Genomic DNA, 25,137 nt, shown 5'->3' on the forward strand with positions numbered 1-25,137 from the left:
TCCACCACCCACGCGGACACCCCCGAACGCACTACGGAGGCCCAGCGGTGCACGACCTACCGCAGCAGCTGGCCAACGGCCTGATCCTCGGCGCCCTCTACGGACTCGTCGCGATCGGCTACACGATGGTCTACGGCATCGTCCAGCTCATCAACTTCGCCCACGGCGAGATCGTCATGGTCGGCGGCTTCGGCGCCCTGACCGCCTACCTCGCCCTCCCCGGCGGCACCACCCTGTGGCTGGCCCTGCCGCTCATGCTGATCGCCGGCATCCTGGTCTCCACCCTCACCGCCGTCGCCGCCGAGCGCTTCGCCTACCGCCCCCTGCGCAACGCCCCCCGACTGGCCCCGCTGATCACCGCGATCGGGCTGTCCATCTTCCTCCAGCAGCTCGTCTTCTCCTTCTACCCGGACGCCAAGAAGGCCCGGGTCTTCCCCAAGCTCCCCGGCGACCCGTTCAGCCTCGGCTCCGTCACCATCCAGCGCAGCGACCTCTTCCTGATCATCGCCGCCCCGCTGTGCATGCTCGCCCTCGGCTGGTTCGTCACCCGCACCCGCTCCGGACGCGCCATGCAGGCCACCAGCCAGGACCCGGACACCGCCAAGCTGATGGGCATCGACACCGACCGCATCATCGTCATGGCCTTCGCCATCGGCGCCGCGTTCGCCGCCGTCGCCGCCGTCGCCTACGGGCTGCGCAGCGGCCAGGTCGACTTCCGGATGGGCTTCATCCTCGGCCTCAAGGCCTTCACCGCCGCCGTCCTCGGCGGCATCGGCAACATCTACGGCGCCATGCTCGGCGGCCTCGCCCTCGGCCTCGCCGAAGCCCTCGCCACCGGGTACATCCAGCACCTGCCCGGCATGCACCTCTTCGGAGGCGGCGCCTGGAAGGACGTCTGGGCGTTCGTACTCCTCATCCTCGTGCTCCTGATCCGGCCCCAGGGCCTGCTCGGCGAGCGCGTCGCGGACAGGGCGTGACCACCATGACCACCACCCGCACCGAAACGACCCCGGTCATCCCGCTGCCGGCCCGCGCCGCCGCCGCCGTCACCGCACTCGGCGCCCTCGCCACCGCCGCCTCCGCCGCCATGTCCTGGACCTGGACCTCCGACTTCCCCGGCGACCTCACGTACTACGGCTCCCCGGCCGGCCTCCAGTGGCTCGCCCTCGCCGCCGGGCTGCTCACCCTCGTCCTGCTGCTCGCCGCCCAAGGCGTCCCCGGACTGCGCTGGGCCGCCCCCACCCGCAGCAACAACGCCGTCCTGTTCGCCGCCACCGGCGCCCTCGCCGTCGCCGTCTACGCGGTCGTTGCCGTCTCCGCCGAACTCGGCGGCCTCGCCAACCTCGAACCCGGCGGCTGGGTGCTCGCCGCGGGCGGCCTGCTCGCCGTCCTCGGCGCCCTCGCCCTGCCGCTCGACCGCCGCACCGCCGTCCCGCTGCGGATCCTCGACAAGCGCCTCTTCCTGCTCGTCCCGGTCGCCCCCGCCGCCTGGTTCGGCGCCCACGCCGTCCCCACGGACAAGCCGGTCGCCCCGGTCCTGACCGCCCTCGCCGGCGGCCTCGCCATCGCCGCCGGCGCCGTCCTGCTGCTCCAGCTCGGCCACCTCGCCAACAGCGCACTGCGGCTGGGCCGGATCGACCGCCCGCTGGCCGCAGCGCGGGAGCTCCCCTCCTGGGCCGAGGTGCTGCTGATCGTCCTCGCCTTCGGCACCGGACTGTTCGCGATCACCTTCGGCATCGACACCGAGTACGGCGAACTCTTCACCGGCTACCTGCTGTTCGTCGCCTTCGCCGTCCCCGCCCTCGCCAAGTCCGGCCTGCTCGCCCGGCTGCGCGCGCTGACCGTCAAGCACCGCCCGGTCACCACCGGCGCCGCCTTCGCCGCCGCCGCCGGCTTCCCGTTCACCCAGACCAGCGACCAGTACACCTCGGTCGCCACGAACATCCTGATCTTCGCCACCGTCGCCCTCGGCCTCAACATCGTCGTCGGCCTGGCCGGCCTGCTCGACCTCGGGTACGTCGCCTTCCTCGGCGTCGGCGCCTACGCCGCCGCCCTGGTCTCCGGCTCCCCCGCCTCGCCCATCCACGTCCAGTTCCCGTTCTGGGCCGCGATGCTCACCGGCGCCGTCGTCTCGATGATCTTCGGCGTCCTGATCGGCGCCCCCACCCTGCGACTGCGCGGCGACTACCTCGCCATCGTCACCCTCGGGTTCGGCGAGATCTTCCGCATCACCATGCTCAACCTCAACGGCACCACCGGCCCCAAGGTCACCAACGGCTCCAACGGCATCCCGCGCATCCCCGACCTGGAGATCCTCGGCTTCGACCTCGGCAAGCCGCACACCGTCCTCGGCGTCGAACTCGGCCGCTTCTCCAACTACTACCTGCTGATGCTGCTCGTCACCGCCGTGGTCGTGCTGGTCTTCGCCCGGGTCGGCGACTCCCGCATCGGCCGCGCCTGGGTCGCCATCCGCGAGGACGAGACCGCCGCCGAGGCCATGGGCATCAACGGCTTCCGGCTCAAGCTGCTCGCCTTCGCCCTCGGCGCCCTGCTGGCCGGCCTGGCCGGCACCGTCCAGGCCCACGTCAGCTACACCGTCACCCCCGACCAGTACACCTTCGCCGAAGCCCTCCCGCCGAACTCCGCCTTCCTGCTCGCCGCGGTCATCCTCGGCGGCATGGGCACCATCAGCGGCCCGCTGGCCGGCGCCACCCTGCTCTTCCTCATCCCCAAGAAGCTCGAATTCCTCGCCGACTACCAGCTCCTCGCCTTCGGCGCCGCCCTCATCGTCCTGATGCGGGTGCGCCCCGAAGGCCTCATCCCCAACCGGCGCCGGCAGCTGGAGTTCCACGAGGCCGCCCTCCCGGCCCAGGCCACCGGCGAGCCGACCGCACTCACCAAGGCAGGGGCGTGACCGACCCGATGACCACCACCGCCGCACCCCTGCTCGAAGTCACCGGCGTCACCATGCGCTTCGGCGGCCTCACCGCCGTCAACGACGTCTCCCTGACCGTCGGCGAAGGCGAGATCATCGGTCTCATCGGCCCCAACGGCGCCGGCAAGACCACCTTCTTCAACTGCCTCACCGGCCTGTACGTCCCCACCGAGGGCGCCGTCCGCTTCCGCGACACCCTGCTGCCGCCCAAGCCCCACCTGGTCACCCAGGCCGGCATCGCCCGCACCTTCCAGAACATCCGGCTGTTCGCCAACATGACCGTCCTGGAGAACGTCCTGGTCGGCCGGCACACCCGCACCAGGGAAGGCATCTTCTCCGCCATCCTGCGCGGCCCCGGCTACCACCGCGCCGAAGCGCAGAGCCGCGAGAAGGCCATGGAACTCCTGGAGTTCACCGGCCTCGCCGAGAAGGCCGACCACCTCGCCCGCAACCTCCCCTACGGCGAGCAGCGCAAGCTGGAGATCGCCCGCGCCCTCGCCTCCGAACCCGGCCTGCTGCTGCTCGACGAACCCACCGCCGGCATGAACCCCCAGGAGACCCGGGCCGCCGAGGAACTCGTCTTCGCGATCCGCGACAAGGGCGTCTCCATCCTCGTCATCGAGCACGACATGCGCTTCATCTTCAACCTCTGCGACCGCACCGCGGTCCTCGTCCAGGGCCAGAAGATCGTCGAGGGCGACCGCGAGACCGTCCAGAACGACGAACGCGTCATCACCGCCTACCTGGGCGCCCCGCTCGAAGGCACCACCCCGGCTGTTCCGGAGAACGTTACGGAGACCGACCAGTGACCGCACTCCTCGAGGTCGAGGACCTCCGCGTCGCCTACGGCAAGATCGAGGCCGTCAAGGGCATCGGCTTCACCGTCGAACAGGGCGAGGTCACCACCCTCATCGGCACCAACGGCGCGGGCAAGACCACCACCCTGCGCACCCTGTCCGGCCTGCTCAAGCCCACCGCCGGGCGGATCACCTTCGACGGCCAGGACCTCTCGACCGTCCCCGCGCACAAGATCGTCGCCCTCGGCCTCGCCCACTCCCCCGAGGGACGGCACATCTTCCCCCGGATGACCATCGAGGAGAACCTCCTCCTCGGCGCCTTCCTGCGCACCGACGCCGCCGGCATCACCGCCGACGTCGAACGGGCCTACGGCCTGTTCCCGATCCTCGGCGAACGCCGGCGCCAGGCCGCCGGCACGCTCTCCGGCGGCGAACAGCAGATGCTCGCGATGGGACGGGCGCTGATGTCCCGACCCAAGCTGCTGATGCTGGACGAACCCTCGATGGGGCTCTCGCCGCTGATGATGCAGAAGATCATGTCCACCATCGTGGAGCTGAAGTCCTCCGGTACGACCATCCTCCTGGTCGAGCAGAACGCCCAGGCGGCGCTGTCCCTGTCCGACCGGGGGTACGTCATGGAGACCGGCCGCATCGTCCTCTCCGGAACCGGGCCCGACCTCCTGCACGACGAGTCCGTCCGCAAGGCCTACCTCGGCGAGGACTGAGCCCGTACACACGTCGAAGGGCCCGGCAGAAACGTTCTGCCGGGCCCTTCCCGTACCACTTACTCGCCCTTGGCCTCGTCCGCCTTCTTGCGGTCCTGGGCCTCGCCCTCCTCGATGACCGCCTCGGCCACCGCGGCCATCGTCATCCGGCGGTCCATCGAGGTCTTCTGGATCCACCGGAAGGCGGCCGGCTCGTTCAGCCCGAACTTGGTCTGCAGCACACCCTTCGCCCGGTCCACCAGCTTCCGGGTCTCCAGCCGCTGACTGAGGTCCCCGATCTCCTTCTCCAGCGCCCGCATCTCGGCGTACCGGGAGACCGCCATCTCGATCGCCGGCACCAGGTCCGACTTCGAGAACGGCTTGACGATGTACGCCATCGCCCCGGCGTCCCGCGCCCGGTCCACCAGCTCCCGCTGCGAGAACGCCGTCAGCATCAGGACCGGCGCCAGGTGCTTGTCGTGGATCTGCTCGGCCGCGGAGAGCCCGTCCAGCACCGGCATCTTCACATCGAAGATCGCCAGATCCGGCTTCAGCTCCTCCACCAGCCGCACCGCCGTCTCCCCGTCACCGGCCTCACCGACGACGGTGTACCCCTCCTCCTCGAGCATCTCCTTGAGGTCGAGGCGGATCAGCGCCTCGTCCTCGGCGATCACAATCCGGGTGATCTGGGGCATATCGGTCTCAAGCGGCTGCGCCTGCTCGTCGGCGGTGCTCACGGGGCTCCTAGTTCCGGCGGGGTACTGCATGCACGAGGGTACCTAGACACGGTATGTTTGAGTCAGTCGGTCGGGCCCCTGGGCTTCGATTCGTAGGCCCCGATAGCCCAATTGGCAGCAGGCAATGGTCTCAAACACCATACAGTGTGGGTTCGAATCCCACTCGGGGCACTTTTCCTTCAAATCAAAGGAAGCCGCCACTCAGGCAATGGTTGGCGATCTTCACCGGTTCGAGTGGACTTTCGACCATTCGCCCGACCGGTCCGGAACATTCGCACACGCTCGGCACCATGCACGAGTTCTCCGTTCGCGAACAAGCTGTCCATCTCCTGCGGCGTGGAGCCGGCACCGCTGAGACAGCTCGTCGACTCGGCCTTCCCATTGGCACGGTCTCCTGGTGGAAGCACCGCGATCTGGCCAAACGCGGCGGGCTCCCAGGCCGCAGGCGCTCCCCTTGCCTGCACTGCTACGGCGACGATCTCGACCGCCCCGCGTACTCGTACCTGCTCGGGCTCTACCTGGGCGACGGTCACATCAGCCACCCGAAGCAGCACCGGACCGCCAGTCTGTTCATAGCCTGCGACGACAAGTGGCCCGGAATCATGGACGCCGTCGAGGCGGCCATGAGGCAGGTCTTCCCTACCCTCACCCCTTGCCGCGTTCGGCGCCCCGGCTGCCACAACGTCAAGGTGTACTCGAAGCACCTGCCGTGCTACTTCCCGCAGCACGGCCCCGGCAAGAAGCACGAGCGCACCATGGCCCTGGAGCCCTGGCAGCAGGAGATCGTCGACGCCCACCCCTGGGCGTTCCTGCGCGGCCTGATCCACTCCGACGGCTGCCGCATCACCAACTGGACGACCAGGACGGTCGACGGCGTGGTCCGCCGCTACGAATACCCGCGTTACTTCTTCACCAACACCTCGACCGACATCATCGGCCTCTTCACCGCCGCCCTCGACGCCGTCGGCGTCCAATGGAAGGCCTCGCTCCCCCGCCCCACCGGCCAGGTCAACATCTCCGTCGCCCGCAAGGACTCCGTCGCCCTCATGGACGTCCACATCGGGCCCAAGTACTGACAGCGGCATGTACGACACGGCCACGCGGCAACGGGCGCTCGAACTCCACGGATCCGGGCTGACCTTCAGCCAGGTCAGCCGCGCGACCGGAATATCCCGGTCCTCGATCCGCGAGTGGGCATCCGGTGCCGTCCCCAGCCCCCGCATGAGCGCCGAATGCCCGCTCCGAGACGGCCGACTCGATCCCTCGCGCCCGCACGCCGACTACGCCTACCTCCTCGGCCTCTACCTCGGAGACGGCTGCATTAGTGAGGGCCGCCGCAGTGTCTACGCCCTCCGCATCGCCTGCTGCGACACCTGGCCCGGCCTCATCGAGGAGTGCGTGCGGGCCGTCTCCGCCGTCATGCCGCACAACAAGGTCAACCGTGTCCACGCGCCGGGCTGCACGAGCGTCGTCAGCACCAGCAAGCACTGGCCCTGCCTCTTCCCCCAGCACGGCCCCGGCCCGAAGCACCTGCGGCCGATCGTCCTCGCCCCCTGGCAGCAGGCGATCGTGGACGCCCACCCCTGGGCGTTCCTGCGCGGCCTGATCCACTCCGACGGGTGCCGCATCACCAACTGGGCGACCCGTACGGTCGGCGGCGCCACGAAGCGCTACGAGTACCCCCGGTACTTCTTCACCAACACCTCCACCGACATCATCGGCCTCTTCACCGCCACCCTCGGCGCCGTCGGCGTCCGGTGGAAGGCCGCTGCGCGCGCCACCGGCGCGACGAACATCTCCGTCGCCCGCAAGGACTCCGTCGCTCTCATGGACGTCCACATCGGACCCAAGTACTGACAGCGGCGCGGCCCGTGGAAGGGCCGCGCCGCAGGGAGCCTCAGGCGTCCAACGTCCCCACGTGGTGGACGCGGACGAGGTTGGTGGAGCCGGCCAGGCCGGGGGGCGAACCCGCCGTGATGACGACGATGTCGCCCTTCTGGCAGCGGCCTAGCGACAGGAGTGCCGCGTCGACCTGTTCGACCATCTGGTCGGTGGTCGGGGCGAACGGGCCGAGGAAGGTCTCCACGCCCCAGGTGAGGGCGAGTTGGCTGCGTACGGCCGGTTCGTAGGTGAAGGCGAGCACCGGGATGGGCGAGCGGTAGCGGGTGAGCCGGCGGGCGGTGTCGCCGGACTGGGTGAAGGCGATCAGGTACTTGGCGTGCAGGAAGTCGCCGATCTCGGCGGCCGCGCGGGCGACGGCGCCGCCCTGGGTCCGCGGCTTGCTGCCGGTGGTGAGCGGCGGGAGGCCCGCGGCCAGGATGTCGTTCTCGGCGGCCTCGACGATCCGGGCCATGGTCTTGACGGTCTCGACCGGGTACTTGCCGACCGAGGTCTCCCCGGAGAGCATCACCGCGTCCGTCCCGTCCAGGACGGCGTTGGCGACGTCGGAGGCCTCGGCGCGGGTCGGCCGGGAGGTGTTGATCATCGAGTCGAGCATCTGGGTCGCGACGATGACCGGCTTGGCGTTGCGGCGGGCGAGCTTGATGGCGCGCTTCTGGACCAGCGGGACCTGTTCGAGGGGCATCTCCACGCCCAGGTCGCCGCGGGCCACCATGATCCCGTCGAAGGCGTCGACGACGGACTCCAGGTTCTCCACCGCCTGCGGCTTCTCGATCTTGGCGATGACCGGGACCCGGCGGCCCTCCTCCGCCATGATCCGGTGGACGTCCTCGACGTCCCGCCCGCTGCGGACGAAGGAGAGCGCGATGAGGTCGGCCCCGGTGCGCAGCGCCCACCGCAGGTCGGCGACGTCCTTGTCGCTGAGTGCGGGGACGGAGACGGCGACGCCGGGGAGGTTGAGGCCCTTGTGGTCGGAGACCAGGCCGCCTTCGATGACCAGGCAGCGCACGTGCGGCCCGTCGACGGCGACGACCTCCAGGGTGACCCGGCCGTCGTCGACCAGGATGCGCTCGCCGCGGCTGACGTCTCCGGCGAGCCCGGAGTAGGTGGTTCCGCAGCGGTCCTTGTCCCCCACGACGCCGTTGTCGGTGGAGATGGTGAACTCGTCGCCGCGTTCGAGAAGTACGGGTCCGTGGGCGAAGGTGTCGAGCCGGATCTTCGGGCCTTGAAGGTCGACGAGGATGCCGACGCTGCGGCCGGTCTCGTCGGCGGCCTTGCGGACGCGGCGGTAGCGTTCCTCGTGCTCGGTGTGCGAGCCGTGACTGAGGTTCAGTCGGGCGATGTCCATCCCGGCGTCGACCAGGGACTTGATCTGGTCGTACGAGTCGGTGGCGGGCCCGAGGGTACAGACGATTTTTGCTCGGCGCATAGTGCTGAGACTAGGCATTACCGGCGCGTAACCACGACGCGGGTCCGGACTGCGGGATGACCGTTGCGGTAAGGCGAGTTGAACAATCTGACACACCCTCGGACCGCTGTGCGAGCGCCCCGCTCCACGTCGCCGCCGCGCGCCGCCCGTACGCCTCCCGCGCCTCCCGCGCCACCTGCCGATGCGATTCCGTGAAGGGGTGTTCACCCCTGGTTCACCGCCGCTTCCGCCGCCGCTCCCCGCCCGGCGGGACGCTCGTCACCCCCGGGTGGATGCCGGGGCGCTCCGGGTCACCACCCGGACGATGGAGCGGACGAGGGGGAGGCGTTCGGCATGCGACGCGCACTGGGGGTGGTTGCGGCCCTGGCCCTGCTGGGCGGGGTCGCCTTCGCGCTGATCCCCGACGGCCCGAAGAAGGACACCACCGAAACGGTCACCGTCACCGGCCTGATCGGCTCGGAGAAGCGCGCCTTCTTCGAGAACGACGACGTCAAGGCCGAGTTGGCGAAGCAGGGCCTGGTGGTCCGGACGGACTCCACCGGCTCCTGGACGATGAGCGACCAGGCGGGCAAGACGCCGGGGCTGGACTTCGCCTTCCCGGCGAGTTCGGCACCGGCGCGGGAGATCCAGCGCATCTGGAAGCTGCAGGACTCCCCGATGGTCCCGTTCTACTCGCCGCTGGTGATCGTGGCGCACGAGTCGGTGGCCAAGGTCCTGAAGGAGAACAAGCTGGCCGACCTGGACGCCGTCACCGGGGTCTGGACGTTCCGGATGGACGAGTACGTCAACGCACTGAAGGGCAACCGCCGTTGGGAGGACCTGACCGGCGCGGGCGCCCATCCCGAGCTGTCCGGCCAGCTCTTCGTGACCACCACCGACCCGGAGAGCTCGTCCTCGGGCGCGATGTACCTCGCGCTGCTCTCCTACATCGCCAACAACCACCAGGTGGTGTCGGACGACGCCGGCGTCGCCGCCGTCAAGGACGTCCTGTACAAGGCGAACGCGCTGCAGGGCATCCAGAAGAGCAGCAGCGACGAGCCGTTCCGGGACTTCGGCGCGGGGATCGGCAGCCCGCTGATCTTCGCGTACGAGTCGCAGGCCGCCGCCCTGTCGCTGCAGGGCAAGCCCACCGGGGACATGGTGGTGCTGTACCCGGACACCACGGTCTACTCGGACCACACCGTCGTGGCCCACACCGACAACGGCCGCAAGCTCGCCGACGTCCTCCAGAACGACGAGGTGCTCCGCGGCCTGGAGGCCCGGTTCGGGCTCCGGCCGCAGGCCGCACCGGAGGCCTTCGCGAACCTGATGCGGGAGAAGAAGCCGACTTTCGCACCCGATCTGACCGCGGCCAAGGTCAAGCAGGCGACCCTGCCCTCGCTGGACAACCTGCTCAAGCTGACCACCGCGGCAAAGGGGACCAAGTGACCATCCCGATGAAGCGCCGCGGCTGGCTCACGGCCGCGCTGGCCGCCGTGCTGGCCGCGGCCACCGCCTGCACCTCCTCCGGTGGCGGCGACAGCCCCGCCCCGAAGCCCACCGACCCGCCCGCCGAGACCGCCCGCCCGGGCGTGCTGCGCGTCCTGGCGGGCAGTGAACTCCAGGACCTGGCACCGGTCCTGGAGGATGCCCGGAAGGCCACCGGGGTGACCGTGCAGTTCTCCTGGACGGGCACCCTGGACGGCGCCGACGCCGTCTCCTCGGGCCGGGCCGACGGCAAGTACGACGCGGTGTGGTTCCCGTCGAACCAGTACCTGCGGCTCGATCCGGCCGGCAAGTCCAAGGTGGTCTCCGAGACCCCGGTGATGGTGTCGCCGGTGGCGATCGGGGTGCGTTCCTCGGCGCTCGGCGAACTCGGCTGGGGCGACGGTTCCAAGGTCACCTGGGCGCAGGTCGGCGCGGCGGCGGCGGCCGGAAAGCTGCCGTACGGGATGGCCGACCCGTCCCGCTCCAACTCGGGCTTCTCCACCCTCGTCGCGGTGGCCTCGGCCTTCTCCGGCGCGGGCGCGGCGCTGACCGACGCAGACGTGCAGAAGGCGGGTCCGCAGCTGAAGGAGTTCTTCAAGGGCCAGAAGCTGACCTCGGGCTCCTCCGGCTGGCTGGCGCAGGCGTACGCCCGGGCCGAGTCGGGCACGGTGAGCGCGCTGGTGAACTACGAGTCGGTGCTGCTGTCGCTGAACCGGACGCTGCCGCCGCAGCAGCAGCTGACGGTGGTGCGGCCGGCGGACGGCGTGGTGTCGGCGGACTACCCGCTGTCGCTGATGTCCTCCGCCGCGCAGGAGCAGCGGGACTCCTTCCAGCGGCTGGCCGCGTACCTGCTCAAGGAGGACGTGCAGAAACGGATCTCCGAGACGACGCTGCGCCGACCGGTGACGGCGGGCGCGGCCCCGGCCGCCGGGCTGCCCGCGGACCGCCGCCGGGAGCTGCCGTTCCCGGGCACCCGGGCGGTCGCGGACGGCCTGCTGGCCTCGTACCAGAACGAGCTGCGCCGCCCGTCCAGGACGGTGTACGTGCTGGACACCTCGGGCTCGATGGAGGGCTCGCGGATCGCCGCGCTGAAGAGCGCGCTGGGCCGGCTGACCGGGGCGGACGACACCCGCGGGACGCGCCGTTTCCGGGACCGCGAGGAGATCACGCTGCTCTCCTTCGCCTCCGCGGTGAAGTGGACCAAGACCCACGTGGTGCCGGCCACCGGCAGCCGGCCGGGCCCGGAGACGGAGCTGGCGTCGATCGACGCGGACGTGCAGTCGCTGGCCGCCTCGGGCGGGACGGCGGTGTACTCCTCGCTGGAGGAGGCGTACCGGGTGATCGAGCGTCAGCAGGCGGCGGCCGGCGACGACCGGTTCACCTCGATCGTGCTGATGACGGACGGGGAGAGCAACGCCGGTGCGACGGACGGCGACTTCAAGCGCTTCCACGACGCGCTGCCGGCCGGGGAGAAGTCGATCCCGGTGTTCCCGATCAAGTTCGGGGAGGCGGCGGTGGGCCAGCTCCAGGGGATCGCGGACCTGAGCGGCGGCAAGCTGTTCGACGGTACGGGCTCGCTGGACGGGGTGTTCGAGGAGATCCGTGGCTACCAGTGACGGGTTCGGCCCCCGGGTGCTGCGCTACCTGGAGTCGGCCCGGAACCTGGTCGGCTGCGCCGGCGGCGCGGTCGGCCTGGGGCTGCACTTCGCCGGACTGGGCGGGGTCTGGTGGCCGGGGGTCGTGGTCGGGCTGTACGGGGTGGGCGCGCTGCTGACGCCCGCCCCGAGGCCCCGCGAGGGGGCCGGGATCGGACCGGGGCCCGGGGCGGGCGCGGGGATCGGCACCGGAACGGGCACGGGGACGGGAGCGGGGACGGCCCTCGGCGGCGCCGAGGCCTCCGGGGCGCACTCGCCGGAAGGGGCGCACCCGCCGGAGGGGGCGCCCGCGCACGGGCGCGGGGAGCCGGAGCGCGGGGAGCCGAGGCCCCCGGCGCCCGGGCGGCCCCCCGCGCCCGATCCGGAGCTGGTGGCGCTGGCCGCCTACCTGGACAGCGTGCCGCTGCCGCCCTCCGCCGGGGTGGACGGCCTGCTGGCAGCGCTGCGGGCGGCCGGCCCGGGCCCGGTGGCGGAGCGGATCGTCCGGCACCGGCTGCCGGTCGCGGTGGCCGGTTACCTGCGGGCGCGGACCTGGCAGCCGTGGGCGGGGCCGGACGATCCGGACCCGGCGCTCCGGCTGGGCCACGAGGTCGACCGGCTCATGGGCGAATTGTCCTGACACGCCGTCCTGACCCGCCGTCCGCCGGCCGACCCCCGTCCTCCGCCGGCCGGCCCTACCACCCCGGACCTCCCCCGTTCCCGTCACGAACGAGTCGCCAAGATCTCACCTCTTGGACAGGTCCGGGGGCTATCCACCACCCCGGGCCGCACGGCACACTTCTACGCGCGTCCTTCTACGCGCGTCGACGCGTACACGCGCACTTGCCAACGAAAGCCAGTTGACGGTCCATCCGCCGTCGTTCCCACTCGGGAGAGTCGTCCATGCCCCTGAACCGCCGTGACTTCGTCACCCGGTCCGCCGCCACCGCCGCCGGCGCCGCCCTGGCCGGTGGCGCCACCCTGGCCGCCGCCCCCTCCGCCGCGGCCGCCCAGCCGGACACGGCGGCCGCCAAGGGCCAGCAGCGCCAGCCGAACAAGCAGGCCTTCACCGTCATGGGCACCACCGATCTGCACGGCCGGGTGCTCAACTGGGACTACTTCACCGACGCCGAGTACAGCGACAAGGCCCACAACGCGGTCGGCCTCGCCAAGATCTCCACGCTGGCCAACCAGGTGCGCGAGGAGAAGGGCTGGAACCGCTGCCTGCTGATCGACTCGGGCGACACCATCCAGGGCACCCAGCTGTCCTACTACTACGCCCGGATCGAGTCGATCGACACCGAGGCCGACACCGTGCCGGACCACCCGATGGCCGTCGCCATGAACCTCATGGAGTACGACGCCGCGGCGCTCGGCAACCACGAGTTCAACTACGGCATCCCGCTTCTGAAGGCCTACCAGGACCAGCTGGAGTTCCCGCTGCTCGGCGCCAACGCGCTGAACGCGAAGAACGAGAAGCCGGCCTTCAAGCCGTACGTGATCAAGGAGCTGCGGCTGGGCGGCGGCCGCCCGGTGAAGGTCGGCATCCTCGGCCTCACCAACCCGGGCATCGCGATCTGGGACAAGGCCAACGTCAGCGGCAAGATGGTCTTCCCGGGCATCGTCGAGACCGCCGCCGCCTGGGTGCCGAAGATGAAGGCCGCCGGCGCGGACGTCATCGTGGTCTCCTCGCACTCCGGCTGCGACGAGGCGACCACCTGGGGTGACCAGCTGCCCTGGGCCGAGAACGCCTCGGTGGCCCTGGCGGAGACCGTCCCCGACATCGACGCGGTGCTGGTGGGCCACGCCCACAAGGAGATCGCGCAGCGCCTGGTCGTCAACAAGAAGACCGGCCGGACGGTCGTGCTCTCCGAGCCGCTCTGCTACGGCCAGCGGCTGACCTGCTTCGACTTCGAGGTCGAGTTCGCGGCCGGCGCCTGGAAGGTCTCCTCGGTCTCCGCGCGACTGCTGAACTCCAACACCGTGCCGGAGAACCCGGAGATCACCAACGCGATCGCCGGGCAGCACAAGAAGGTCGTCGCGTACGTCAACCAGAACATCGGCACCAGCAAGATCGAGCTGTCGATCGCCGACGCCCGCTTCAAGGCCACCCCGATCATCGACCTGATCGGCAAGGTCCAGGCCGACGCCGTCAAGGCCGCGCTGGCGGGCGGGCAGTACGCCAAGCTCCCGGTGCTGGCCCAGGCCGCCCCGTTCAACCGCACCGCGCTGATCCCGTCCGGCCAGGTCAAGCTGCGCGACGCCGCGGGCCTCTACATCTACGAGAACACCCTGGAGGCCCGCATCCTGACGGGCGCCCAGCTCAAGGACTACCTGGAGTACTCGGTCAAGTACTACAACCAGCTCGCCCCCGGCGCCCCTGTCGACAAGGAGGCCCTGACCGGCGCCGAGGCCACCCCGGACTACAACTACGACTCGGTCTACGGCCTGAGCTACGACATCGACATCGCCCAGCCGAAGGGCTCGCGGATCGTCAACCTGTCCTTCCAGGGCAAGCCGATCGACCCGGCCGCCGAGTTCGTCTTCGCCGTCAACAACTACCGGGCCAACGGCGGCGGCAACTTCCCGCACGTCGCCAAGGCCAAGATGGTCTGGTCGAACTCCGACGAGATCCGCAACACCATGATCGCCTGGGTGAAGGCCAAGGGCACCATCGACCCCGCCGAGTTCTTCACCGACTCCTGGCGCCTCGTCCGCGCCGGCCAGCCGGTCTTCTGACCGACACCCCCGCCGAAAGGCCGTCGCCCCGCCGGCGACGGCCTTTCGGCCTGCCCGGTGGAAGAATGGCGCCATGAGCGAGTCCCAGATCCCAGACCGCCACGCCCGGCTGCTGGCCTACGCGCAGAGTCTGACGCCTCCCAACGGGTGGAAGATCGAGATCTCCGGCGACGAGATCATCATGATGGCCGGCCCCTCGGTGATCCACCAGCGCAACCTGCTGCTCATCCGCAGGCAGTTCGAGGCCCACGAACCCGCCGACCTGATGCCGAGCGAGAACACCGACCTCGCCTCCCCGAACGTCGGCAAGCTGCGCAACCCCGACCTGACCTACATCCCCCTCTCGGCACTGGAGGAGGGCGGCAACCAGATCCCCGCCGAACAGGCGGCCATCGCCGTGGAGATCGTCTCCCCGTCGAACCCGGAGAACGACCTGGTCGGCAAGGTCCGCGACTACCCGCTGATGGCCATCCCGCTGTACCTGGTGATCGATCCCCGCGAGGGCGACCTGACGCTCTACTCCGAGCCCTCAGGCAGCGGCTACCACCAGCGGTGGAACGGCAAGTTCGGTGACCGTGTGCCGCTCCCGGCCCCGTTCGGCTTCGAGCTCGCCACCGACGCCCTGCTCCGCTACCCCGCCTGAGACCACGGGCCTCCCGGCGGCTGCCGCCGGGAGGCCCTCCGTGTCTTCGGGAACCCCCGGTCAGAACGGGAAGACCGCGCGCTCGTGCTGGACGGAGATCCACTTCAGCGTGGTGAAGGCGTCCACCGTGGACTCGCCGTTGAGGCGGCCGACGCCGGAGTTCTTCTCGCCGCCGAAGGGCACGCCCGGCTCGTCGGCGATGGTGCCGCCGTTGACGTGGATCATGCCCGTCTCGATCCGCTGGGCGAGCTTCACGCCGCGCTCGACGTTCGCGGTGTGCACCGCGCCGCTGAGCCCGAACGGCGTGTTGTTGGCGAGCCGCACGGCCTCGTCCTCGCCGTCGAAGGGCACCAGCAGCACGACCGGGCCGAAGAGTTCGTTCCGCAGGATCGGCGCGTCCTCGGCGAGGCCGGTGAGCACGGTCGGCGCCATCAGGCTGCCGACCGTGGTGCCGCGCAGCAGCGCGGTGGCGCCGGCCGCGAGCGCCTGGTCGACCTGGGCGTCGAGGGCGCCGGCCTGGACGGGGTTGATCAGCGGGCCGATGTGGGTGGCCGGGTCCCTCGGGTCGCCGACGGTGAGCGAGGCGACCTTGGCGACGAACTTCTCGGTGAACTCGGCCTCGACGCGGCGGTCCACCAGCACCCGGTTGGCGGCCATGCAGACCTGTCCCTGGTGGACGAAGCGGCTGAACACCGCGGCGTCCACGGCGTGGTCCACGTCGGCGTCGTCGAGCACGATCAGCGCGCTGTTGCCGCCGAGCTCCAGGACCGTCCGCTTGAAGTGCGCGGCGGCGACGGTGGCGACGTGCCGGCCGACGCTGTCGGAGCCGGTGAAGGAGATCACCTTGGGCACCGGGTGCTCCAGGAAGCTGTCGCCGATCTCGGCGATGTCGGTGATCACCACGTTCAGCAGGCCGGGCGGCAGCCCCGCGTCCTCGAAGAGCTTCGCGATCAGTCCGCCGCCGACGACCGGGGTCTCCTGGTGCGGCTTGAGGACGACGCCGTTGCCGAGCGCGAGGGCCGGGGCGACGGCCTTGAGCGCCAGGAACAGCGGGAAGTTGAAGGGGCTGATCACGCCGACGACGCCGACCGGCAGCCGGTAGAGCCGGTTCTCCCGGCCCGGGGCGGGCGAGGCCAGCAGCCGGCCCTCGGAGGCCACCGACAGGTGCAGGCACTCCCGCAGCACGTCCTTGACGAGCGACAGCTCGAAGCCCGCCTTCAGCGCGGTGCCGCCGAGTTCCGCCATGATCGCCGGGACGATCTCCGGCTCGCGCTCCTCCAGCAGCCGCAGCGCGCGCTCGAAGACCAGCCGCCGCTGGTACGGGTTGGCGGCGGCCCATGCCTTCTGGGCGCGCTCGGCGGCGCGGTAGGCCCGGTCGACCTCGGCGCCGGTGGCGACGGTGATGGTGGCGAGCTTGTCGCCGGTGTAGGGGTCGACGTCGACGATGTCCCAGGAGCCGCTGCCGCTGCACCACTCGCCGTCGATGTACTGCAGCGCCAACTCGGAGAAGTACGACATCTGTTCCCTCTCATACACCGACCTGATGGGAAGTCATCGTACTGACGAATTACAACTCCTGGCGCATCGCGTACAGCAGGTTCCGGGTCGGTTCCGGGCTGAGGCTGTCCGCGACCAGGTCGTCCATCGCGTGCCGGTACTCGGCCACCTCGGCGGGCTTGTCGAGGTAGAGCGCGGTGGTGAACTGCTCCAGGTACACCACGTCCGCCAACTCGGCCTCGGCGAAGCCCAGGACGGTGAAGGCGCCGCTCTCCGCGCTCAGCCCGGCGTTGCCCAGCGGCAGCACCTGGAGCCGGACGTTGGGCAGCTCGCCGAGCTCCAGAAGCCGGTCCAGCTGGCCGCGCATCAGCTCCGGCCCGCCCCAGGGCCGGCGCAGCGCGGCCTCGTCCAGGACGGCGACCAGCTGCGGCGCCCGCTCGGCGGTCAGCACCGCCTGCCGCTTGAGCCGTACGTCGACCCGGCGCTCGATCTCCTCCGGTCCGTGGACGTGGCCGCCGGCGGTGACCACGGCCCGGGCGTAGTCGGCGGTCTGGAGCAGCCCGTGGACGAACTGGACCTCGTAGCTGCGGATCTCGGCCGCGGCCTCCTCCAGCCCCAGGTAGTTCTGGAACCAGCCGGGCAGCACGTCCCCGTACTCGTGCCACCAGGAGCTGACGTTGGCGTCGCGCAGCAGTCCGAGGACGGTGGCCCGCTCCTGGTCGGCCTCGACCCCGTACAGGGTCAGCAGGTCGGCCACGTCGCGTTCCTTGAAGCCGACCCGGCCGAGCTCCATCCGGCTGATCTTGGACTCGGAGGCGCGGATCGAGTACCCGGCCTCCTCCCGACTGACGCCTCTGGCCTCGCGGAGCTTGCGTAGCTGGGTGCCGAGCAGCAGACGCCGTACGGTGGCGCCCCCGCCTGCCTGAGTCGTGCCCATCGAAGTCGTCCTCCGCACTCGCCCAGCCCCCCGGCCGTCGGCCGCAGTCTGCCACTTGGCACCGACGAACAACAGCCCACTGTGCGGGATCCCGCCGGACGGATCACGGCTCCGGACGTTTGTCCGGGAGTCGCCGCAGCCCGGGCGGTGTCCGGGTCGTCCCCGGCCCGGAGTTCCGGGCCCCGAGCCGCTGCTCCCGGCGCCGGACGGCCGTCGGGGAACGCGACGGCGCCCGCCCTCCAACTGGTCGGGGAAGAGGGCAGGCGCCAGGAGACCGCGTTGGCCCGGCGACGCTGGCGGGGGCAGCGGGTTGAGCTCCCGGCGATGCGGCGCCGGGCGTTCGGTGGAGGCCGGTCGGACCGTCCGTCCGTCAGACCACCAGGGGGCGGTCCGTGGGCCGGATCGGGGCGGGAAGCGGGGTCTTGCCGCCCAGGTACCTGTCCACCGCGGCGGCGGCCGAACGGCCTTCCGCGATGGCCCAGACGATCAGCGACTGGCCACGGCCGGCGTCTCCGCAGACGTACACGCCATCGACATTGGTGGCGAACCGGCCATCGCGGGCAATGTTACCGCGCGCGTCGAGGTCCGCTCCCAGCTGCTCGACCAGCCCGTTCCGCACGTCCGTCCCGGTGAAGCCCATGGCCAGGGTGACCAGCTGCGCCGGGACGGCCCGCTCGGTGCCGGGCACCGGCTCGAACCGGCCGTCCTTGAACTCCACCTCGACGAGGTGCAGTTCCTGGACGTTGCCGTCCTCGTCGCCGGTGAAGCGGGTGGTGTTGACGGAGTAGATCCGCTCGCCGCCCTCCTCGTGCGCGGAGGTGACCTTGTAGGTCATCGGCATGGTCGGCCACGGCTGGTGCCCGGGCCGCTCCTCGCCGGGCCGCGGCATGATCTCCAGCTGGGTGACGGAGGCCGCCCCCTGCCGGTGCGCGGTGCCGACGCAGTCCGCGCCGGTGTCGCCGCCGCCGATCACGACCACGTGCTTGCCCTTGGCGCTGATCGGGGACTCGACGAAGTCGCCCTCCTGCACCTTGTTGGCCAGCGGCAGGTACTCCATGGCCTGGTGGATGCCCTTGAGCTCGCGTCCGGGCACCGGCAGGTCGCGGGCGGTGGTGGCGCCGGCCGCGACGACCACGGCGTCGAAGCGCTCGCGCAGCTGCTGGCCGGTGATGTCCTCGCCGACGTGCACACCGGTGCGGAACCGGGTGCCCTCCGCCCGCATCTGCTCGATGCGGCGGTTGATGTGGCGCTTCTCCATCTTGAACTCGGGGATGCCGTAGCGCAGCAGTCCGCCGATCCGGTCGGCCCGCTCGTACACCACGACGGTGTGCCCGGCCCGGGTGAGCTGCTGGGCGGCGGCGAGGCCGGCCGGGCCGGAGCCCACCACGGCGACGGTCTTGCCGGAGAGCCGCTCGGGCACCTGCGGGGTGACCCCGCCCCGGTCCCAGGCCTTGTCGATGATGGTGACCTCGACGTTCTTGATGGTCACCGCGTCCTGGTTGATGCCGAGGACGCACGCGGACTCGCACGGAGCCGGGCAGAGCCGGCCGGTGAACTCCGGGAAGTTGTTGGTGGCGTGCAGCCGCTCGATCGCGCCGACGAAGTCGTCCCGGTAGGCCAGGTCGTTCCACTCGGGGATGAGGTTCCCGAGCGGGCAGCCGTTGTGGCAGAACGGGATGCCGCAGTCCATGCAGCGGCCGGCCTGCTCGGTGATGATCGGCAGGAGGCTGCGCTCGACGTAGACCTCGTTCCAGTCCTTGAGTCGGACGTCGACCGGGCGGCGCTCGGCCAGCTGCTTGGGCGTGGTCAGGAAGCCCTTGGGGTCAGCCATTAGCCGCCTCCATCATCTTCGCGGTGGTCTCGGCCTCGGAGAGGCCATCGCGCTCAGCGGCGTCCTTGGCGGCGAGCACTGCCTTGTAGTCGGTCGGCATGATCTTGGAGAAGCGGGAGACCCCGCTGCCCCAGTCCGCCAGGAGTTCGGCGGCGACGGTGGAGCCGGTCTCCTCGTAGTGCTGCTGCACGGTGTCGCGCAGCCAGTCGCGGTCGGCGGCGGTGGGGGCCTCGATGCCCACCATGCCGTCGTTGACGTTGGCGGGGCGCAGGTCCAGGACGTACGCGATGCCGCCGGACATGCCCGCCGCGAGGTTGCGTCCGGTCTCGCCGAGGACGACGACCCGGCCGCCGGTCATGTACTCCAGGCCGTGGTCGCCCACGCCCTCGACCACCAGGGTGGCCCCGGAGTTGCGGACGGCGAAGCGCTCGCCGGCCTTGCCGCGCAGGTGGACGCGGCCCGAGGTGGCGCCGTAGCCGATGGTGTTGCCGGCGATGACGTGGTTCTGGGCGTCGTTGCCGATGGCCGCCGCCTCGCGGGCCGGGCGGACGACGACGACGCCGCCCGAGAGGCCCTTGCCGACGTAGTCGTTGGCGTCGCCCTCCAGGCGCAGGGTCACGCCGCGCGGCAGGAACGCGCCGAAGGACTGTCCGGCGGAGCCGGTGAAGGTGACGTCGATGGTCCCCTCCGGCAGGCCCTCGCCGCGGTACCGCTTGGTCACCTCGTGGCCGAGCATGGTGCCGACGGTGCGGTTGACGTTGCGGATCGGCAGCTGGATGCGGACGGCGTCGCCGCGCTCCAGCGCGTCCTCGGCGAGCGTGATCAGCTGGTTGTCCAGGGCCTTGTCGAGCGCGTGGTCCTGGGTGGTGGTGCTGTGCCGGGCGGCCCCTTCGGGCAGCTCGGGCACGTGGAACAGCGGGGCGAGGTCCAGCCCGGCGGCCTTCCAGTGGTCGATCGCGGCCCGGGTGTCGATGTGCTCGGCGTGGCCGACGGCCTCCTCGATCGAGCGCAGGCCCAGCGAGGCCAGGATCTCCCGGACCTCCTCGGCGATGAACTCGAAGAAGTTGACCACGAATTCGGGCTTGCCGGAGAACCGCTCGCGCAGCACCGGGTTCTGGGTGGCGACGCCGACCGGGCAGGTGTCCAGGTGGCAGACGCGCATCATGATGCAGCCGGAGACCACCAGCGGGGCGGTCGCGAAGCCGAACTCCTCGGCGCCGAGCAGCGCGGCGATCACCACGTCGCGGCCGGTCTTCAGCTGGCCGTCGGTCTGGACGACGATGCGCTCGCGCAGCCCGTTGAGCAGCAGCGTCTGCTGGGTCTCGGCGAGTCCGAGCTCCCAGGGCCCGCCGGCGTGCTTCAGCGAGGTGAGCGGCGAGGCGCCCGTCCCGCCGTCGTGCCCGGACACCAGCACGACGTCCGCGTGGGCCTTGGACACGCCCGCGGCGACCGTCCCGACGCCGACCTCGGAGACCAGCTTCACGTGGATGCGGGCCGCCGGGTTGGCGTTCTTGAGGTCGTGGATCAGCTGCGCCAGGTCCTCGATCGAGTAGATGTCGTGGTGCGGCGGCGGCGAGATCAGGCCGACGCCCGGGGTGGAGTGCCGGGTCCTGGCGACCCAGGGGTACACCTTGTGGCCGGGCAGCTGGCCGCCCTCGCCGGGCTTGGCGCCCTGGGCCATCTTGATCTGGATGTCGTCGGCGTTGACCAGGTACTCGGAGGTGACGCCGAACCGGCCGGAGGCGACCTGCTTGATCGCCGAGCGGCGCTCCGGGTCGTACAGCCGGTCCGGGTCCTCGCCGCCCTCGCCGGTGTTGGACTTGCCGCCGAGGCGGTTCATCGCGATGGCCAGGGTCTCGTGCGCCTCGCGCGAGATCGAGCCGTACGACATGGCGCCGGTGGAGAAGCGCTTGACGATCTCGGAGACCGGCTCGACCTCCTCGACCGGGATCGGCTCCCGGCCGAGGCCGTCCAGCTGGAACAGGCCGCGCAGCGTCATGAGCCGCTCGGACTGCTCGTTCACCCGGTCCGTGTACTGCTTGAAGATGTCGTAGCGGCGGTTGCGGGTGGCGTGCTGGAGCCGGAAGACGGTGTCCGGGTCGAACAGGTGCGGCTCGCCCTCGCGGCGCCACTGGTACTCGCCGCCGATCTCCAGGGCGCGGTGCGCGGCCGGGATGCCGGAGGCCGGGTACGCCTTGGCGTGCCGGGCGGCCGTCTCGCGGGCGATCTCCTCCAGGCCGATGCCGCCGAGCTTGGTGGTGGTGCCGGCGAAGTAGCCGTCGACCAGGTCGTGGGAGAGGCCGATGGCCTCGAAGACCTGGGCGCCGCGGTAGGAGGCCACGGTCGAGATGCCCATCTTGGACATGACCTTGAGCACGCCCTTGCCGAGCGCCTTGATCAGGTTCCGGATGGCCTTCTCGGGCTCGACGCCCGCGATGAACACTCCCTGGGCGACCAGGTCCTCGACCGACTCCATCGCCAGGTACGGGTTGACCGCCCCGGCGCCGTAGCCGATCAGCAGCGCGACGTGGTGCACCTCGCGGACGTCGCCCGCCTCGACCAGCAGCGACACCTGGGTGCGCTGCTTGGTGCGGATCAGGTGGTGGTGGACGGCCGAGGTGAGCAGCAGCGAGGGGATCGGCGCGTGCTCGGCATCGGAGTGCCGGTCGGAGAGCACGATGATCCGGGCACCGTCGGCGATCGCCGCGTCGGCCTCGGCGGCGATCTCGGCGAGCCGGGAGGCCAGGCCCTGGCCGCCGGTGGCGACCTTGTAGAGGCCGGAGAGCGTGACGGCCTTGAGGCCGGGCTGGTCGCCGTCGGCGTTGATGTGGACGAGCTTGGCCAGCTCGTCGTTGTCGATCACCGGGAAGGTGATGCCGACCGAGCGGCAGGCGGCGGCCTCGGCGGCCAGCAGGTTGCCCTCGGGGCCGAGGTTGGACAGCAGCGAGGTGACGAGCTCCTCGCGGATGGCGTCCAGCGGCGGGTTGGTGACCTGCGCGAAGAGCTGCACGAAGTAGTCGAACAGCAGACGGGGCTTCTCGCTCAGTGCGGCGATCGGCGAGTCGGTGCCCATCGAGCCCAGCGCCTCGGCGCCGGTGCGCGCCATCGGCGCGAGGACGACCCGCAGCTCCTCCTCGGTGTAGCCGAAGGTCTGCTGGCGGCGGGTGACGGAGGCGTGGGTGTGGGCGATGTGCTCGCGCTCGGGCAGCTTGGCGAGCTGGATCTGCCCGCCGTCCACCCACTCCTCGTAGGGGTGCTCGGCGGCGAGGGCGGACTTGACCTCCTCGTCCGGGACGATCCGGCCCTCGGCGGTGTCCACCAGGAACATCCGGCCGGGCTGGAGGCGGCCCTTCCTGGTGACCTTCTCCTGGTCGATGTCGAGCACGCCGACCTCGGAGGAGAGGACGACCAGGCCGTCCTCGGTGATCCAGTACCGGGCCGGGCGCAGGCCGTTGCGGTCGAGCACGGCGCCGATCTGGTTGCCGTCGGTGAAGGTGACGCAGGCCGGGCCGTCCCAGGGCTCCATCAGGTTGGAGTGGTACTGGTAGAAGGCGCGGCGGGCGGGGCTCATGGTGGCGTGGTTCTCCCACGCCTCCGGGATCATCATCAGCACCGAGTGCGGCAGCGAGCGGCCGCCGAGGTGGAGCAGCTCCAGGACCTCGTCGAAGGAGGCCGAGTCGGAGTGGTCCGGGGTGCAGATCGGGAAGATCCGCTCCAGGCCCTGCCCGTTGCTGTTGGCGGGGATGAGGTCGGTGGCGAGCTGCGACTCCCGGGCGTGCATCCAGTTGCGGTTGCCCTTGACCGTGTTGATCTCGCCGTTGTGGGCGACGAAGCGGTACGGGTGGGCGAGCGGCCAGCTCGGGAAGGTGTTGGTGGAGAACCGCGAGTGCACCAGGCCGATCGCGGACGCGTAGCTGCGGTCCGACAGGTCGGGGAAGAAGGGCTCCAGCTGGCCGGTGGTCAGCATGCCCTTGTAGACGATGGTGCGCGCGGACAGCGACGGGAAGTACACCCCGGCCTCGCGCTCGGCCCGCTTGCGGACCACGAAGGCGATCCGGTCCAGCTCGATGCCGGCCCGGTCGGCGCCTGCCAGGAAGACCTGCCGGAAGCGCGGCATCGCGCTGCGGGCGGCGGCGCCGAGCAGGTCGGGGGTGACCGGGACGTCGCGCCAGCCGAGGACGGTCAGGCCCTCCTCGGCGGCGATGCCCTCGATCCGGGCGACGGCCGCGGCGTCCTTCTCGTCGTCCTCCGGCAGGAAGGCGATGCCGACGGCGTAGGAGCCGGCCGCCGGGAGCTCGAAGGAGACCTTCCCGCGCAGGAAGGCGTCGGGGATCTGGGTCAGGATGCCCGCGCCGTCGCCGGAGTCGGGGTCGGCGCCGGTGGCGCCGCGGTGCTCCAGGTTGCGCAGGACGTTCAGCGCCTGCTCGACGATGGTGTGGTCGGCGATGCCGGTCAGCGTGGCGACGAAACCGACGCCACAGGCGTCGTGCTCGTTCCGCGGGTCGTACAGGCCCTGAGCAGCAGGTCGCGCATCCGGCACGAGCGCGTACGGCTGGCGGGCGGCGCCGGCCTGGGGCTCGTTGGCGGAGTGCATGGATGCAGACAGCATCGGCTCTCCCGTCGTCGTCTTTCGGCAAGTTGGTGCAAGTAGGGACGACGTTGGCCCTGATGCGATGGTGCGGTGTCGTGCAAGTTACATGATGCCCACGATCCCGAGAAGCGGAATATCCCGTCCACATGGCGGGACGACACGCAGGTCAGGGGGTGTGTGGGAGGACGCGCCACAGTGCACGTCCCGACGATTGTGCCCAACCGTCCACCGCCCGAAACAGGGGCGAAACCGGACCGCTACAGAAGCCGATCATGGACGCCTGCGATTCCATCCCGGGAGCCCGTCCGCGGATGCGAATCCGCGGCTCGGGGGCCCGAATGGTGAGACACTGCCAGGCGTCGCCGGGCGCCCATGTGTGAAACGTCACGCACTGCTCAGCATAGTCATGCACGACTCCGGTCAGCCCACATGGCCGCCGATCAGCCACCCGAGCAGGTAGGTCACCCCGGCCGCCGCACCGCCCAGCACCAGCTGCCGCAGCCCGCTGAACCACCAGCTGCGCGCCGTCACCCGGGCCACCACCGCGCCGCACAGGAACAGCCCGGCCCCGGCCAGCAGCATCGCGGGCAGCAGCGCGGTCGCCCCCAGCAGGTAGGGCAGCAGCGGCAGCAGCGCGCCGAGCGCGAAGCACAGGAACGACGAACCGGCCGCCACCAGCGGCGACGGCAGGTCGGTCGGGTCGACGCCCAGCTCCTCGCGGGCGTGCACCTCCAGGGCCAGCTCCGGGTCGGCGGACAGCTGCCGGGCCACCTCGTGCGCCAGCTCCGGGTCCACCCCGCGCGAGACGTACAGCTGGGCCAGCTCGGCCAGCTCCCCGTGCGGATTGCGGCTCAGCTCCAGCCGCTCGGCCTCGATCTCGGCCTGCACCAGCTCCCGCTGCGAGGCCACCGAGGTGTACTCCCCCGCCGCCATCGAGCAGGCGCCGGCCGCCAGGCCCGCCAGCCCGGTCAGGATCACCGTCCCGTTGGACGCCGCGCCGCCGACCACGCCGGTCATCAGCGCGAAGTTGGACACCAGCCCGTCCACCGCGCCGAACACGGCCGGCCGCAGCCAGCCCCCGTTGACGTCCCGGTGGTGGTCGGCCGCGGGTATCCGGGGCTGGTGTCCGGCGTCGGCCTCCATGGTGATCGTGCTCATCGTCGTTCCCCTCCGTCGTGGTTCGTCAGCCCTGAACGTAGCCCGCCTGACCTGGGCATTTCCAGCAAAGTAAGGCTGTCCGAACACCACTGAGGCCACCCTTCGCAAACCTCGCGAAGGGTGGCCTCGGCCGGGGGAA

Annotated in this window: 18 protein-coding genes and 1 tRNA gene; 12 read left to right on the forward strand and 7 right to left on the reverse strand. The window is 70.9% G+C overall.

Annotated elements, in window-relative coordinates; translation table 11 throughout:
• The first annotated feature begins 47 nt into the window (after positions 1–47).
• The 4 genes from ACFVUY_RS16805 to ACFVUY_RS16820 are packed head-to-tail and all read left to right on the forward strand — an operon-like array spanning position 48 to position 4,457.
• The gene (locus tag ACFVUY_RS16805; protein WP_359819021.1) at positions 48–977 is read left to right on the forward strand and encodes a branched-chain amino acid ABC transporter permease; all 930 of its coding nucleotides are present in this window, start codon (positions 48–50) and stop codon (positions 975–977) included.
• 5 nt (positions 978–982) lie between these two features.
• A complete protein-coding gene (locus ACFVUY_RS16810; RefSeq protein ID WP_387730694.1) occupies positions 983–2,914 on the forward strand; it encodes a branched-chain amino acid ABC transporter permease in 1,932 nt (643 codons plus the stop codon).
• Positions 2,915–2,922: 8 nt separating this feature from the next.
• Positions 2,923–3,744 carry an ABC transporter ATP-binding protein gene (locus ACFVUY_RS16815; protein WP_387693455.1) on the forward strand — a complete coding sequence of 274 codons (822 nt, stop codon included), beginning with the start codon at positions 2,923–2,925 and terminating at the stop codon, positions 3,742–3,744.
• Positions 3,741–4,457, forward strand: a complete 717-nt coding sequence (locus ACFVUY_RS16820; protein WP_359914214.1) for an ABC transporter ATP-binding protein — start codon at positions 3,741–3,743, stop codon at positions 4,455–4,457. Before ACFVUY_RS16815 ends, ACFVUY_RS16820 begins: the two co-directional genes overlap by 4 nt.
• Before the next feature lie 59 nt (positions 4,458–4,516).
• Here the strand turns inward: ACFVUY_RS16820 and ACFVUY_RS16825 are convergent, their stop codons facing one another.
• A complete protein-coding gene (locus ACFVUY_RS16825; RefSeq protein ID WP_359914233.1) occupies positions 4,517–5,131 on the reverse strand; it encodes a response regulator in 615 nt (204 codons plus the stop codon).
• Between the two features lie 138 nt (positions 5,132–5,269).
• Here ACFVUY_RS16825 and ACFVUY_RS16830 point away from each other — a divergent pair.
• From ACFVUY_RS16830 to ACFVUY_RS16840, 3 genes are all read left to right on the forward strand, one after another.
• Positions 5,270–5,344: transfer RNA gene (locus ACFVUY_RS16830), tRNA-Leu, on the forward strand.
• A 119-nt stretch (positions 5,345–5,463) separates the two neighbouring features.
• Positions 5,464–6,249 (forward strand): helix-turn-helix domain-containing protein, encoded by a 786-nt coding sequence (locus ACFVUY_RS16835; RefSeq protein WP_387693414.1) that lies wholly within the window; start codon positions 5,464–5,466, stop codon positions 6,247–6,249.
• 7 nt (positions 6,250–6,256) lie between these two features.
• Positions 6,257–7,030: a transcriptional regulator gene (locus ACFVUY_RS16840; RefSeq protein WP_387730614.1), complete on the forward strand. Its 774-nt coding sequence runs from the start codon at positions 6,257–6,259 to the stop codon at positions 7,028–7,030.
• A 40-nt stretch (positions 7,031–7,070) separates the two neighbouring features.
• Here ACFVUY_RS16840 and pyk read toward each other — a convergent pair whose 3' ends face one another.
• On the reverse strand, positions 7,071–8,501 hold the full coding sequence (gene pyk / locus ACFVUY_RS16845) for a pyruvate kinase (RefSeq protein ID WP_380632655.1): 1,431 nt from the start codon (positions 8,499–8,501) through the stop codon (positions 7,071–7,073).
• Between the two features lie 333 nt (positions 8,502–8,834).
• Between pyk and ACFVUY_RS16850 the strand changes: the two genes are divergently transcribed.
• From ACFVUY_RS16850 to ACFVUY_RS16870, 5 genes are all read left to right on the forward strand, one after another.
• Complete coding sequence (locus ACFVUY_RS16850) at positions 8,835–9,929, forward strand: hypothetical protein (protein ID WP_387730616.1); 1,095 nt, start codon at positions 8,835–8,837, stop codon at positions 9,927–9,929.
• An 8-nt stretch (positions 9,930–9,937) separates the two neighbouring features.
• On the forward strand, positions 9,938–11,584 hold the full coding sequence (locus ACFVUY_RS16855; protein WP_387693456.1) for an extracellular solute-binding protein: 1,647 nt from the start codon (positions 9,938–9,940) through the stop codon (positions 11,582–11,584).
• Positions 11,571–12,242 (forward strand): hypothetical protein, encoded by a 672-nt coding sequence (locus ACFVUY_RS16860; protein ID WP_387730618.1) that lies wholly within the window; start codon positions 11,571–11,573, stop codon positions 12,240–12,242. The genes ACFVUY_RS16855 and ACFVUY_RS16860 overlap by 14 nt, the downstream gene beginning before the upstream one ends.
• Positions 12,243–12,505: 263 nt before the next feature.
• Positions 12,506–14,341: a bifunctional metallophosphatase/5'-nucleotidase gene (locus tag ACFVUY_RS16865; protein ID WP_387730621.1), complete on the forward strand. Its 1,836-nt coding sequence runs from the start codon at positions 12,506–12,508 to the stop codon at positions 14,339–14,341.
• Positions 14,342–14,414: 73 nt separating this feature from the next.
• Positions 14,415–14,984, forward strand: a complete 570-nt coding sequence (locus tag ACFVUY_RS16870) for a Uma2 family endonuclease (RefSeq protein WP_387730623.1) — start codon at positions 14,415–14,417, stop codon at positions 14,982–14,984.
• A 60-nt stretch (positions 14,985–15,044) separates the two neighbouring features.
• Here the strand turns inward: ACFVUY_RS16870 and ACFVUY_RS16875 are convergent, their stop codons facing one another.
• The 5 genes from ACFVUY_RS16875 to ACFVUY_RS16895 all read right to left on the reverse strand — a co-directional run bounded on the left by ACFVUY_RS16875 (position 15,045) and on the right by ACFVUY_RS16895 (position 24,983).
• Entirely contained in the window at positions 15,045–16,502 is a 1,458-nt protein-coding gene (locus ACFVUY_RS16875; protein WP_387730697.1) for an aldehyde dehydrogenase family protein, read from the reverse strand.
• A gap of 49 nt (positions 16,503–16,551) precedes the next feature.
• Positions 16,552–17,418, reverse strand: a complete 867-nt coding sequence (locus ACFVUY_RS16880) for a helix-turn-helix transcriptional regulator (protein ID WP_359910170.1) — start codon at positions 17,416–17,418, stop codon at positions 16,552–16,554.
• A gap of 370 nt (positions 17,419–17,788) precedes the next feature.
• Positions 17,789–19,249 (reverse strand): glutamate synthase subunit beta, encoded by a 1,461-nt coding sequence (locus tag ACFVUY_RS16885; protein WP_380546870.1) that lies wholly within the window; start codon positions 19,247–19,249, stop codon positions 17,789–17,791.
• Positions 19,242–23,843 carry a glutamate synthase large subunit gene (gene gltB, locus ACFVUY_RS16890; RefSeq protein WP_387693458.1) on the reverse strand — a complete coding sequence of 1,534 codons (4,602 nt, stop codon included), beginning with the start codon at positions 23,841–23,843 and terminating at the stop codon, positions 19,242–19,244. Before gltB ends, ACFVUY_RS16885 begins: the two co-directional genes overlap by 8 nt.
• Positions 23,844–24,260: 417 nt before the next feature.
• On the reverse strand, positions 24,261–24,983 hold the full coding sequence (locus ACFVUY_RS16895; protein WP_387693459.1) for a VIT1/CCC1 transporter family protein: 723 nt from the start codon (positions 24,981–24,983) through the stop codon (positions 24,261–24,263).
• Positions 24,984–25,137: the final 154 nt, after the last annotated feature.

The organism is Kitasatospora sp. NPDC058063, assembly GCF_042885395.1.
Lineage (GTDB): Bacteria > Actinomycetota > Actinomycetes > Streptomycetales > Streptomycetaceae > Kitasatospora > Kitasatospora lactacystinica.

Coding starts and splice junctions, on each gene's coding strand:
- ACFVUY_RS16810 (WP_387730694.1), top strand. CDS start 983: ATGACCACCACCCGCACCGAAACGACCCCGGTCATCCCGCTGCCGGCC.
- ACFVUY_RS16815 (WP_387693455.1), top strand. CDS start 2,923: ATGACCACCACCGCCGCACCCCTGCTCGAAGTCACCGGCGTCACCATG.
- ACFVUY_RS16825 (WP_359914233.1), bottom strand. CDS start 5,131: ATGCCCCAGATCACCCGGATTGTGATCGCCGAGGACGAGGCGCTGATC.
- ACFVUY_RS16835 (WP_387693414.1), top strand. CDS start 5,464: ATGCACGAGTTCTCCGTTCGCGAACAAGCTGTCCATCTCCTGCGGCGT.
- ACFVUY_RS16840 (WP_387730614.1), top strand. CDS start 6,257: ATGTACGACACGGCCACGCGGCAACGGGCGCTCGAACTCCACGGATCC.
- pyk (WP_380632655.1), bottom strand. CDS start 8,501: ATGCGCCGAGCAAAAATCGTCTGTACCCTCGGGCCCGCCACCGACTCG.
- ACFVUY_RS16850 (WP_387730616.1), top strand. CDS start 8,835: ATGCGACGCGCACTGGGGGTGGTTGCGGCCCTGGCCCTGCTGGGCGGG.
- ACFVUY_RS16855 (WP_387693456.1), top strand. CDS start 9,938: ATGAAGCGCCGCGGCTGGCTCACGGCCGCGCTGGCCGCCGTGCTGGCC.
- ACFVUY_RS16865 (WP_387730621.1), top strand. CDS start 12,506: ATGCCCCTGAACCGCCGTGACTTCGTCACCCGGTCCGCCGCCACCGCC.
- ACFVUY_RS16870 (WP_387730623.1), top strand. CDS start 14,415: ATGAGCGAGTCCCAGATCCCAGACCGCCACGCCCGGCTGCTGGCCTAC.
- ACFVUY_RS16875 (WP_387730697.1), bottom strand. CDS start 16,502: ATGTCGTACTTCTCCGAGTTGGCGCTGCAGTACATCGACGGCGAGTGG.
- ACFVUY_RS16880 (WP_359910170.1), bottom strand. CDS start 17,418: ATGGGCACGACTCAGGCAGGCGGGGGCGCCACCGTACGGCGTCTGCTG.
- ACFVUY_RS16885 (WP_380546870.1), bottom strand. CDS start 19,249: ATGGCTGACCCCAAGGGCTTCCTGACCACGCCCAAGCAGCTGGCCGAG.
- gltB (WP_387693458.1), bottom strand. CDS start 23,843: ATGCACTCCGCCAACGAGCCCCAGGCCGGCGCCGCCCGCCAGCCGTAC.
- ACFVUY_RS16895 (WP_387693459.1), bottom strand. CDS start 24,983: ATGGAGGCCGACGCCGGACACCAGCCCCGGATACCCGCGGCCGACCAC.